Annotated in this window: 11 protein-coding genes; all 11 read left to right on the top strand. The window is 43.3% G+C overall.

What is annotated here, in order from left to right; genetic code table 11:
* Nucleotides 1-4 precede the first annotated feature (4 nt).
* The 11 genes from C4533_01475 to C4533_01525 all read left to right on the top strand — a co-directional run bounded on the left by C4533_01475 (nt 5) and on the right by C4533_01525 (nt 12,577).
* Nucleotides 5-1,267 carry a 3-deoxy-D-manno-octulosonic acid transferase gene (locus tag C4533_01475; protein ID RJP29685.1) on the top strand — a complete coding sequence of 421 codons (1,263 nt, stop codon included), beginning with the start codon at nt 5-7 and terminating at the stop codon, nt 1,265-1,267.
* Nucleotides 1,268-1,339: 72 nt separating this feature from the next.
* Nucleotides 1,340-4,414 (top strand): elongation factor G, encoded by a 3,075-nt coding sequence (fusA, locus tag C4533_01480; GenBank protein ID RJP29850.1) that lies wholly within the window; start codon nt 1,340-1,342, stop codon nt 4,412-4,414.
* Nucleotides 4,407-5,060 (top strand): hypothetical protein, encoded by a 654-nt coding sequence (locus C4533_01485; protein ID RJP29686.1) that lies wholly within the window; start codon nt 4,407-4,409, stop codon nt 5,058-5,060. The genes fusA and C4533_01485 overlap by 8 nt, the downstream gene beginning before the upstream one ends.
* Nucleotides 5,061-5,078: 18 nt before the next feature.
* Nucleotides 5,079-5,942: a hypothetical protein gene (locus tag C4533_01490; GenBank protein RJP29687.1), complete on the top strand. Its 864-nt coding sequence runs from the start codon at nt 5,079-5,081 to the stop codon at nt 5,940-5,942.
* A gap of 3 nt (nt 5,943-5,945) precedes the next feature.
* Nucleotides 5,946-6,689 (top strand): hypothetical protein, encoded by a 744-nt coding sequence (locus C4533_01495; protein ID RJP29688.1) that lies wholly within the window; start codon nt 5,946-5,948, stop codon nt 6,687-6,689.
* Nucleotides 6,682-7,725: a pyruvate kinase gene (gene pyk / locus C4533_01500; protein ID RJP29689.1), complete on the top strand. Its 1,044-nt coding sequence runs from the start codon at nt 6,682-6,684 to the stop codon at nt 7,723-7,725. The genes C4533_01495 and pyk overlap by 8 nt, the downstream gene beginning before the upstream one ends.
* Before the next feature lie 20 nt (nt 7,726-7,745).
* Nucleotides 7,746-8,465 (top strand): STAS domain-containing protein, encoded by a 720-nt coding sequence (locus C4533_01505; protein ID RJP29690.1) that lies wholly within the window; start codon nt 7,746-7,748, stop codon nt 8,463-8,465.
* Between the two features lie 41 nt (nt 8,466-8,506).
* Nucleotides 8,507-8,893 carry an OsmC family peroxiredoxin gene (locus tag C4533_01510; protein RJP29691.1) on the top strand — a complete coding sequence of 129 codons (387 nt, stop codon included), beginning with the start codon at nt 8,507-8,509 and terminating at the stop codon, nt 8,891-8,893.
* 13 nt (nt 8,894-8,906) lie between these two features.
* Nucleotides 8,907-11,516: a cellobiose phosphorylase gene (locus C4533_01515; protein ID RJP29692.1), complete on the top strand. Its 2,610-nt coding sequence runs from the start codon at nt 8,907-8,909 to the stop codon at nt 11,514-11,516.
* A gap of 27 nt (nt 11,517-11,543) precedes the next feature.
* Nucleotides 11,544-12,200 carry an endonuclease III gene (locus C4533_01520; GenBank protein ID RJP29851.1) on the top strand — a complete coding sequence of 219 codons (657 nt, stop codon included), beginning with the start codon at nt 11,544-11,546 and terminating at the stop codon, nt 12,198-12,200.
* Complete coding sequence (locus C4533_01525) at nt 12,197-12,577, top strand: acyl-CoA thioesterase (GenBank protein RJP29693.1); 381 nt, start codon at nt 12,197-12,199, stop codon at nt 12,575-12,577. The genes C4533_01520 and C4533_01525 overlap by 4 nt, the downstream gene beginning before the upstream one ends.
* Nucleotides 12,578-12,716: the final 139 nt, after the last annotated feature.

The raw sequence follows: 12,716 nt of genomic DNA on the forward strand, positions 1-12,716 counted from the left end.
TATTATGACCATACTGATTGATTTATTGTACTTTATCGGCTTTATATTTTATCTGCCTCTGCTTGTCTTTAAGGGAAAACTGCATAGAGAGTTTTTCTTCAGGCTTGGGTTTATACCTAAAGTATATATGGAGAACCCTATCTGGATACACGCCGTAAGCGTCGGCGAAGTCATGGCCATTAAGAAGCTGGTTTATGAATTAAAAGCCGCGTTTCCAAGAAAAAGGTTTGTTATCTCGACAGTCACCGCTACCGGAAATAAGGTCGCCAAGACCTTAGCCGGCGGCAGGGATTACGTGACCTATCTTCCTTTTGATTTCAGTTTTATTGTCAGCAAGGTCATGCGCAGGATAAAGCCTTCTTTATTCATCGTAGCAGAAACAGAGATCTGGCCTAACCTGATAAACTATCTGCACCATAACAATATTCCTTTAATAACAATTAACGGCAGGATATCCGATAAATCCTTCATAGGATACAAGAGGATCAAGTTTATCCTGAGACACATCCTGAATAAGGTAAGCTTGTTTTGCGTGCAGACAGAAGAAGATGCCAAAAGGCTGATGGCTCTTGGGGTGGGCCTTGATAAGATGGATATTACAGGCAACCTTAAATTTGATTTAAACTATGGTAACGAGGTAAACCCTGAGAATTACAGGTCGCGGCTGGGCATAGTTTATAATGAAAAGCTTTTTGTCGCAGGCTCTACCCATAAGGGCGAAGACGAGATAATCTTCAGCGTATATAAGCGGATGCGCCAGTCATCAATAAATATAAAATTATTGATCGCTCCCAGGCACCCGGAAAGGGCCAGGGATGTCGCCAGCCTCGCTAAGAAATTCGGATTCAACCCCCAGTTGATATCTGCCATCCCTTTTATCTGCGAGACGTGTATTACGCAGCCGGTATTTATTCTGGATACCATAGGCGAACTCCCTGGTTTTTATAGCGCAGCCGATATAGTTTTTATCGGGGGCAGCCTTACGAAGAACGGCGGGCATAATATAATTGAGCCGGCAAGTCATGCCAAGCCTGTGCTTTTCGGGCCGTGGATGTTTAACTTCCGCGAGATAGCCAGGATGTTTCTGGATAAATCAGCAGCAATAATGGTCAGGGATGAAGACGAGCTTTTTAACAAAGCAGTCGCCCTTCTCAGGAATGAATCTGAAGCCAGCTTATATTCGGAAAGGGCAAAAGAACTGGTTTTAAAACATAGAGGGGCAACAGCAAGGACATTAAAACATATAATGAAGTTCATAACTAAATAACCGTTTATGTCAGGATATTTCTTAATTTTTATTTTTATCAGTGTTGTTTTTATTGCTTATTCCTTTTACGGGATGCTCCCGGCGGATTCAAGAAGCCGGAAGAAAAAAGGAAGAAGCAAATTTCCCGCCGGTAACGCAGACCAGGAGTTATTCAATAAAGAGCAGAAGATAATAAACCTGGAAAACAGCCTTAACGAACTGCAGTTTGACCTGGAGAAAGCCCAGGCAGAGCGCGCCGGACTTGAGAAGCAGATTGAGGAGTTAAAAAGGTCCAAGTCGGAAGCCGAAGATAAATTAGAAAAGAGGCAGTCATGGGTTGATAAGGATAGCCAGGAGTTCGGGAAAGTCAAAGAGCAGAGCGCAAAATTGCAGAAAGAATTCCTGGAAAAAGAAAAGCAGCTTCAGGAAGAGTTTGCAAAGAATGTAAATCTAAACAGGGATGTAAATAATCTGAACATCAAGATACAAGGGCTGGAGAATGATATAAAAAATAAGGATGAACAGATCGAGCTGTCAAGGCACAGGATAGACAAGCTCACTAATGACCTTGAAGGGCTCAAAGCTCTCAGTAATAAATTACAGAAGGAAAAAGAAATAAGCGAATGGGTGCCTAAAAGTGAATTCAGTAAATTAAACGAAGAGTATACTCAGCTTGAGAACGAACTTTTTGAAAAAGACGAGAAGATAAAGCGTTTCAGTGATGAGATAGTGCACTTAAATGATGAGCTTAAAAAAGTAAAGCTGCACCCTAAGGAAGAGCCTGCAGCAGAAGATAAGCCCGCTGATTTAGTTAGCCAGGAAACAGAAGCAAAACCTGCTGAAGAAAAAGCGCCGTTGCCTGAAGCTAAGGAAGAGAATGCAGGGGCCGCTAACGAAGAAGTAAAAGCAGCAGAGGAAAGCCAGGAGAAGACAGCCGCAGAAGAGCCGGTTACTGAAGAAGCAGAAAAAGCGGCGCAGGAGCCTGAAGCCCAAGAGGCAAAAGCTGCAGAGACAGAAGAAAAGACCGCAAAAGACAAATCTTCCAAAGAGCAAGTAGCAGCCCTTCCTAAGACCGAGCTGCATAAAATAAGGAATATAGGCATAATGGCGCATATTGATGCCGGTAAGACTACCGTCAGCGAAAGGATACTTTTTTATACCGGACGTTCGCATAAAATCGGTGAAGTCCATGAAGGCAAGGCCCAGATGGACTGGATGAAACAGGAACAGGAAAGAGGGATTACAATAACTGCTGCGGCAACTACCTGTTTCTGGAAAGACCACCGTATAAGCCTGATAGACACTCCTGGCCACGTTGATTTTACGGTAGAGGTTGAAAGAAGCCTGCGTGTTTTAGACGGAGCCGTAGCTGTATTCTGCGCAGTAGGAGGGGTGGAACCGCAGTCAGAGACAGTTTGGCACCAGTCTGATAAATACAGCGTGCCAAAGATCGCTTTTGTAAATAAAATGGACAGGGTCGGCGCGGATTTCTTTTTTGTCTTGAGGGATATGGCGGATAAGCTCGGGGCTAATGCGGTAGCAATACAGATACCTGTGGGCCAGGAAGATAAATTCAGGGGGGTAATCGACCTTCTGGAAATGAAGGCATATATATATCACGACGATACGATGGGCAAGGATTACAGCGTAGAAGATATACCGCAGGAATTTATGGATGCGGCTAAGGAGTACCGCCATATAATGATTGAAAAGGCGGTTGCCTTTGATGAAGCCCTGATGAAAAAATATCTTGAGGCAGAAGATTCCATTACAATAGAGGAGCTTATATCTGTGATCAGGTCTGCGACGATTACCAATAAACTTGTCCCGGTCCTCTGCGGTTCAGCTTTTAAAAATAAAGGAGTGCAGAAACTCCTGGATGCGGTTAATATGTATTTACCGTCTCCCGCTGACCTTGCCGAGGTAGCCGGACACGACCCGAAAGATAAATCTATCGAGATAAAAAGAAAAAATAACTATCAGGAGCCTCTTTCTGCCCTGGCTTTTAAAGTACAGTCAGACCACCATGTAGGAAAGATCGTTTATGTGCGGGTTTATTCAGGCGTGCTTTCATCAGGGACTTATATCCTGAATTCCGTGAAAAATAAAAAGGAGAGGGTGGGCAGGATCGTCCTGATGCATGCCAATCAAAGAGAGAATATAGATAATGCATTTGCCGGGGATATCATCGGCGTCGTTGGTTTGAACAATACCGTGACCGGGGATACATTATGCTCTGTGGAAAACCCGATACTTCTTGAAGCTATGGAATTTCCTGTCCCGGTTGTTTCTTTAAGCGTTACACCTAAGAGCAGGCAGGACCAGGATAAATTAGGCAGGGCGCTTGCCCGGCTGCTTGAAGAGGACCCAACTTTTATGGTAAGTTCCGACCAGGAGACAAAGGAGACGCTGCTTACCGGTATGGGCGAGCTGCATCTTGAAATTATAGTAGACAGGCTCAAAGAGGAATTCCAGGTGGAGGCCATAGTCGGCCAGCCTAAAGTCGCCTATAAAGAGACCATCCTGAATTCAGCTACGGCAGAAGGTAAATATATAAAACAGTCGGGTGGTCGCGGCCAGTACGGCCATGTAGTCATGGAGGTTTTGCCTAATGAGCAGGGCAAGGGGTTTGATTTTATCGACAGTATTAAGGGCGGCGCAATACCCAGGTCATTCATACCGGCAGTTGAGAAAGGCGTTGTTGAAGCTATGCAAAACGGGGTATATGCCGGATACCCCGTGGTTGATGTCAAAGTGAACCTTCTAGACGGTTCTTATCACGAAGTAGATTCGTCGGAACTGGCATTTAAGTTCGCCGCAATATTCGGGTTTAAGGAAGCGTTTTTAAAGGCGACACCTGTATTGCTTGAGCCATATATGGCGCTTGAGGTAAGCACGCCTGATGAATTCGCCAATAGTATCGTAGGTTATATCTGTTCGCGCAGGGGTAAGATCCTGAACATGGAAACAAAAGCAAAACAGAAACTGGTTTTTGCGGAAGTCCCGCTTGCCGAGATGTTCGGATATGCTACTGCATTCCGTTCTTTGAGCAGCGGCAGGGCCAATGCCCAGATGCATTTCTCCAAATATTTACAGGTGCCGAATGAAATAGCGCAGAAGATAATAGAAGAAAATAAAGACAAGAAAGAAGGCAGGGCAAATGGGTGACCTAAAATCCAGGGGAATGGAAAAACTGGAAAAGAAGATGCAGTCTATTGATGCTGATTCCATGCGTTACAGGATACTTGAAAGTGCAAAGATGTTTAAGTCTTCATGGATAGACTTAGGACAGGCGCTATATTCGGCCTGGAAAGACAAGCTTTATAAGAACTGGGGCTATCAGCAGTTTGAGACATACAGCGTAAAAGAGCTTGGTATCCGCAAGCAGACAGCCTTAAAATTATTGAGGTCTTATTTTTTCCTTGAAAAAGAGGAGCCCGCCTTTCTTAAAAGAGAGGCGCTTGAATCACTTGAGCCTTCTCATGTGCCTAACTATGAGTCAGTTGATATGCTGCGTTCGGCAAAAAGCAGGAAGATATTAGATGAACAGGATTATTCAGAGCTTAAGAAAGATATTCTGGAAAAGGGCAAAGATTACCGTGACGTAAAAAAGGGCCTGACAGAGCTTATAAGGCAGCGTAATGAGCTTGAGCCTGATGAGGCAAGGCAGCAAAAAAGGCAGGCTTCTTTAAAGAGGCTGCTGGGCTTGCTGCGTTCAGTAAAGAAGGAAGCTGAAGTTTCTAAATTCCTTCCCGAACCCGTACTGAAGGATGCGGAGAGCCTGATAAAAAAGATAGAATCGCTTCTGGAATGATTTTATTGGAGGGGATAAATGCAGACGAATAAAATATTCTTAAGCTTAGTATTGTTTATTTCTGGTGTTTTCTTAAGTGCTGTTTACGCGGAGCAGGCTTTTGAAGACAGGCCTTTTTCAATTGACGCTTATAGCAGGTATATACCGGAGAGTTCCGTCGAATCAATGCCGGGTAAAATAGAGGTCTCTGATTCTGAATTTGAAATAAGCAGGGAATTTAAACTATATGATAAGCTTCCGGTAAAACTGTCGTTCAATAATCGTTTCATCGATTTAAAGGATTCTGTCCCGGTCAGGCTGCCGCCTAAATTAGTCGGCCTTTCCTTTGACGTAGAAACGACTGTGTATTTCTTTAATCTAAAAAATACATATTTGCGTTTGGGCATAACCCCGTCGTCATTCAGGGACGACTGGGACCTTGAATCTTCCAGTTTCCGCATTCCTTCCAGGGCATTAGTAATATACCAGCCCCAGAGCCGATTGACATTTATCGCGGGGTTAGCCTGGTATCCTGATTTTGAAATTGAATTACTTCCGGTGATCGGTTTTATCTATAAGCCGAATGATAAACTCACATTCAGGATGGTGCCGGACAGGCCCGCTGTAAATTTCCGCTTGAATGATAAGATTACTTTATTTGCGGAGGGCAGCGCTAACTTAAATGAATTCGAAGTGACAAGAGGTAATGAGGAGAATGTTATCTTACAATACAGGCAGGCGGCTTTAGCTACAGGCCTAAGGTTTATGCTTAATGAATATACCCAGTTATCTTTATCGGTGGGCCAGGCATTTAACCGTCAGCTTAAGTACCGTGACGATAGCGCAAAAGTCAATATTGACAGTAGCGTTTTCGGCGAATTAAGGCTTGAGATAAGGATATAATCAATGAAAAAGAAAAACATAATCATAATATCGAGCGTGGTTGTTATCCTGGGATTATTATTATTATCGGTAAAGCTTATGCCCGGCAGTATGAAATGGGCAAAACAAGAAAAAGATAAAAGCCTGGATTTTCCGTATTTAGGCGAAAAGATAATCTATGAGGTGAAATTCGGGAAAATCCCTTTAGGCAGCGCAGTTTTTACTTATTTACCGCCTGAAACTGCGGGAGAAGGTATGATGTTGAGCCACATGAGGTTTGAAACAAGTGTTGCGCGCCTTAAGGACACGGAAGATATTTACTGTGACCCTAAAACAATGCTGCCCATAAAGATAAAGAGAGAAATCGTAAAGTGGATAAAAAAGGAGAATATCGTTGAGGAATATGACCAGAAGAATTTTTCGTTAAAGATAACAAAAAACGGTAATTCTGAGGAGAGCGTTTTTATTAAAAAAGATTCACCTATCCACAATGCTGTTTTGCTTCCGTTCTATGTCCGCGGGATCGCGGACCTGAAAAAGGGCTGGCAGCTTAAGGTCGCCCTTCCTCAAAAAAATTTTATTGTGACGCTTGATTCGGTAGAAAAGGTCAAGGTGCCTGCCGGGGAATTTCTTGCTTACCATTTTGTAAGCGAGCCGGCAGCAGTCGAAATATGGATAACCGTCGAGAAACGCATACCGGTTAAAATCGAAGGGCTGGGTGCGTTTGGGTATTCTCTTCAGATGAAGGAACTGCTTAAGGATGGCTAAGGCAAAAATAATCTGTACTATCGGCCCTGCAAGCGACAATTATAGCGTCTTAAGAAAAATGATGCTTGCGGGAATGGATGTTGCCAGGCTTAATTTCTCCCACGGTAACCACCTTTCTCACCAGAAAAGAATAGCGCTTATAAGAAAGCTTAATGCCAAATACAGAAGGCATATACGGATACTGCAGGACTTAGAAGGCTACCGTATAAGGATCGGAAAACTTAAGCACGGACCGGTAGTTTTAAAGAAAAAACAGGTATTATACCTGGCAAAAGAAAACTCTTTGCCTGATAAGCCGCACATCCCTTTCGACTACCCTGATAAACTTTCTTTTATAAGGAAAGGAGCATTAATATTCATAGACGACGGGAATATCTGCCTGCAGGTAAAAAGAAGCGCGGATTATTATTTACAGGCCGAGGTTGTAATTGGCGGTTTGCTTAAGGAATCAAAGGGGGTAAATATCCCCGGAGTTAACTTGCGTTTCCGCGGCATAACGGATAAGGACCGCAGGGATGTTGAGTTCGGGATATGCAATAAAGTGGATTTCATAGCCCAGTCTTTTGTAAGGGATGCGCTTGATGTGCAGAAAATCAGAGACATGATTCTAGACAGGCTTCCTTCATGCAAGATAATCGCTAAGATAGAAAACAGGGCAGGGCTAAAAAATATAGACAGTATAATTGAAGCGAGCGACGGGATAATGATAGCAAGAGGGGATATGGGTGTATCTATACCCTTAGAAGAGGTTCCGGTCATGCAGAAATACATTATAAAAAGGTGCAGAAGAGCAGGCAAATTTGTCATAACCGCCACACAGATGCTTGAAAGCATGGTTGAAAATATCAGGCCTACGCGGGCGGAGGCTTCCGACGTGGCGAATGCGGTGTTCGACGGCTCTGGCTACCTTATGCTTTCTGCTGAAAGCGCTGCGGGCAAATACCCCGTGCAGGCGACAAGATTCATGAACCAGGTAATAGGATTTACTGAACGCTACATTGATTCCGGTTATAAACTGGGTGAAAATTTAAAATAAATATGATAAAATAATTATCTATGGAAATAAGGATAAGCGTAAAACGCAACATAATAATCATGGAGTTGATCGGTAAGCTTGATGCCGATTCGGCCAACCTCATAGAGGCTATCGGCCAGTGCCTTCATGACGGCTATGGTGAGTTTTTATTGAATCTTGAGGCAATAGAGTTTATTGATTATCTCGGCATGTCAGCCCTTGTCCTTGCTTATAAAGAGATAATTAACAGTAAGGCCAGGATAAAAGTGGCAAATATCCCTGCGCACCTCAAGAATTTTTTCGTTGTCACCGGCATGGACAAAGTGGTTGATACATATGCAAGCGTTGACCTGGCATTAGAGAGTTTTAAAGAAGACCAGGCCATAGAGAATATAAAAAAGATGCAGTTACGGCGCAGGTTTAAGAGGCTGGCTATCGATATAAAAATCGACATGAAGCCTAAAATGAGCGCTAGCCCTGCCTGTTACCAGGCCGATATCCTTAATTTAAGCGCTATAGGTGCATATGTTTATGGTTGTGACCAATTCCAGCTTGGCGATGAGCTTACCTTGACGCTGAAGCTCGGCGTTGACCCCAAAGAGATGCACTTAAAGGCTAAAGTTGTCTGGATGTCGGATAAACAGGTGCAGAATCAGCTGCATCCCGGTATGGGGATAGAATTCCTTGACATTTCCAAGCAAGATCAGGATAAACTCCTGGCATTCATTGATAAGAATTTATCGTTAACACCGAGTGAATAATAAAACAGACAGGCAAACCCGGGTTTCGGATAGGCATAAGAATGTCAATTGCATATAAGGTAGAGATAAGCTCGGAAAAAGATTATTTCAGGGCAAAGTCAAAAGATTATGAATTTGAGATAGGCACAAAGGGCAGAGGGATGAGCCCGCCGGATGTGCTTTTGGCAAGCGTTGCCAGCTGTGTAGGCGTATATATAAGGAAATATTTTGAGAGCGCAAAAGCCGGAGAGTGCAATTTTCTGGTCAGGGCCGAAGCAGATTTTGCCAAAGAGCCGCCTTTCCGTTTTGATGAAATAAAAATAGACATTGAGCTTAAAGGCCTTAAACTTGATGACAGGAGAAAATCAGCCCTCCTTGAGTTTGTAAAGAATTGCCCCGTGCATAATACATTGAAATGTAACCCTAAAGTCAATATCAATATTAACTAAGAAAAGCCAAGGCATGAACTATAAATTTATAGACGATAAAGGTACTTTTGTAACTGATTCAGCGCAAAGCTTAAATACATATTTTCCGCTGGTTGATGCTAAAGGAAGCATTTTAAGCGCGATCTCGGCAAACTTATCCGGTGATATTAAAACAGATAACGAGCATTTCTTAACGCCTCCTGCCAGTATAGAAGACTTAAGAAGCAATTACCTTTCCAGGCGGGAGTTTTTTATCAGGCTCAATAAGCGCGTAATCAGGCTTTCGGATTTAAAGGCTAAACTTACCGCAGGTTTTCTTTATCATAAACTTTCAAAAGATATATCCGGGCTGAATATTGAAGTGACCAATTTTGTGCCTCATGATACCGGAGTTGAGGTGATGTGGGTAAAGATCAGGAATAATTCCGCAAAGCCCGTTACGATTGAGGCTACGTCATTCCAGCCGATATATGCCAGGTCGGAGAAGAATATGCGCGACCATCGGCACGTAAGCTCGCTTTTAAACCGCATCCAGCTGCATAAATACGGAACCATGGTTAAGCCGACGATGGTTTTTGACGAGAGCGGGCACAAAATAAATAAGAGCATATATTTTGTTTTAGGTTTTCAGGATGACGCTATTTTACCGCTCGGGCAATTCCCGACATTGGATTATTTCTACGGCAACTCCGATATTAACCGGCCGGATGCTGTTTACGGGCTGGTTAAACCTGCGCTTAAATATGAGCCTGCATTTGACGGCAAAGAAGCCTGCGGGGCTTTCAGGTTCAGGAGGAAAACTTTGGGCAGGCATGGTGAAGTAAATTATTTCATAATTATGGGCATAAGTTCTGATAAACAGAAGATTATGAATATTTTTAAGAGGCTTTCCAGCCGCAAAAAGGTAAATTTAAGCCTTGAGGCGGCAAAAAAATATTGGCTTGGTCTTTTAGGCGCAACGGAGATTGATTTTAATGGCAGGGATTACAATAACTGGCTGCTGTGGGTGAAATTACAGCCGACTCTGCGCAGGTTGTTTGGCTGCTCATTCCTCCCGCATTTTGATTACGGCAAGGGCGGGCGCGGCTGGAGGGATTTATGGCAGGATGCTTTGGCTTTGCTGTTGACAGAGCCTGCCGCAGCCAAAGAAGTGATGCTTAAAAGCTTTGCCGGCATCAGGGCCGACGGCTCAAATGCCACAATCATAACCAAAAAAGGTGACTTTATATCGGACAGAAACCGCATAAACAGGGTCTGGATGGACCATGGCGTCTGGCCCTATCTTACCTGCAGGCTTTACATCAATAAAACGAACGACCTTAATATGCTCCTTAAAGAAGTCGCTTATTTTAAGGACCATCAGATAAAGAGGGCAAGGGAAATTGATAAAGGGTTTACTCAAAAGGACAATATCCTGCGCGATGTAAAAGGCCGGGTTTATTATGGCTCAGTGCTTGAGCATATTTTATTGCAGACCTTGGTGCAATTCTTTAATGTAGGCAGGCACAACATTATCCGGCTTGAGAATGCCGACTGGAATGACGGCCTGGATATGGCGCCGAACAACGGAGAGAGCGTTACTTTCAGTTTTATGTATGCGCATAACCTTAAAGATATCTGTGTTTTCTTGAACAAGTTAAATAAAAAGAGCAGGAGCATCAGGGTGTTTAAGGAATTGAAGATCCTTTTAGACAGGATAGCCGGGCCTATAGATTACAATGATTACAGGCTTAAGCAGAGGCTCCTTAATAAGTATCTGGATGCCTCTGCCAATATCAGCGGCCAGAAGACAGATATCCTTATTGACGACTTAATCAATGATTTAGAATATAAGGCCGGGCACCTTGGTAATTGGCTGCGTAAAAATGAATGGCTTAAAGAAGGTTTCTTTAACGGTTATTACGACGAGGATTCAAAAAGGGTTGAGGGAGGCCGGGGTTCTAACGTAAGGATGATGCTGGCGCCCCAGGTCTTTGCAATTATGAGCGGGGTTGCAGATGAAGCACAAATAAAAAAGATTTGGGTATCATTAAATAAATATTTACGCAGCAAAGATTGCCGCGGTTTCAGGTTAAACACTGATTTCGGTAAGGTGTATACCAAGTTAGGCAGGGCTTTCGGTTTTTCTTACGGAGATAAGGAAAACGGCGCATATTTCAGCCACATGGCAATTATGCTTGCCAATGCTTTTTATAAGAGAGGCTATGTAAAGGAAGGTTTTGAGGTAATGGATTCTTTATACAGGATGGCCTCTAACGACAAGGCAAAAATATACCCTGTGCTTCCTGAATATTTCAATTCAGAAGGCCGCGGCCTGTATCTTTATCTGACCGGCTCAGCCAGCTGGTACATTTATACTATAATCGAGCAGGTCCTAGGGGTAAATTTCAGCTTTGGCGATATCGTTCTTAGGCCGATGCTGCTTGCGCAGAATTTTATTAAAGGTAAAAAAATCAAACTCGGGTTATCATTATATAATAAAAAAGTCAATATTGAATATACCGCAATTAGCCGTAAAGCTGCCCTTAAAATAAGAAAAGTCATTGTAAACGGGGAAAAATTAACCAGCCGCGGTGCCTCGTTTATTATAAGCAGGGATAAACTCGTAAAAGATAACAATCTGATAAAAGTATATTTATCCTGATTAATGTCAAAGCCATTCTTGCGCAAGATGCGTAAATATCCAAGAGTGACGGTTGTATTAAAGGCCCTTAAGCTTATAGAAAATCAGGCGGCAAGTTTTGTTCTCCCTTCAGTTACGGTGATCTCTGATAGGAAAAAGGACCCTTATCTTGTGCTTATCTCCTGTATTCTTAGCTTGCGCACTAAAGATAAAACGACTATGGAGGCAAGCAGCAGGCTTTTTGAAGCGGCAGATAATCCTGTTGCTATGTTGAAACTTAACCCCAGGCGTATTGAAAAATTGATTTATCCGGTTGGTTTCTACAGGAATAAGGCTGCCGTCATTCTTGATATAAGCAGGCGGATAATTACAGAGTTCTGCGGTAAGGTGCCCGGCACTTTAGAGGAGCTTTTAAGTTTTAAAGGTGTGGGGAGGAAAACAGCTAACCTTGTCTTGGGCCTGGGGTTCGGGGTACCCGCAATATGCGTGGATACCCATGTAAACCGTATACCCAACAGGATAGGCTGGATAAAGACTGAGTCCCCTGAAGAAACAGAAGAAGAGCTTAAAAAGATAATCCCTAAGAGCCGTTGGATACAGCTTAATACACTGCTGGTTGCTTTTGGCCAGAATATATGCAAGCCGGTAAAGCCGCTTTGCGGCTTATGTCATATTGAGAAAATGTGCGAAAAGAGGATAAAATGAAAGAAAAAATACACTATCATCATACTGATTGCGGCGGAGTGGTCTATTATGCGAATTACCTGGATTTCTTTGAAGAGGCACGCACTGAATTCTTCGCAGATAAGGGTTTTTCTGTAGGCGAAATGGCAAAACAGGGGATACTTTTTGTCGTCGCCCGTCAGGAGATAGACTATAAGGCGCCTGCATTCTATGGCGATACCCTTGAAGTAACAGCAACCATGCTTAGCGCCTCAGGGGTGAAGTTTGAATTCGGCCAGGAAGTAAAGAATCAAGACAATAAGCTTATCTGCCTTGGCAGGACAATCTTAGTCTGTGTAGATAAGAATTTCCGGCCCCAGGCAATACCCGACAACATCCGCACAGCCCTCTTAAAATAAGGGCCGTTTCTCCAGCTCCTCATAGAACTGCCCCCGCTGGTTTTAGTTGACAGTTCACAGAGCACAGATTAGTTCACAGTTCACTGTTCACGGATCACAGAACATGGCTGTGAACTAATCTATGAACTAAAAGCTCTAT

It is taken from the genome of Candidatus Omnitrophota bacterium, assembly GCA_003598025.1.
Lineage (GTDB): Bacteria > Omnitrophota > Gorgyraeia > Gygaellales > Profunditerraquicolaceae > Profunditerraquicola.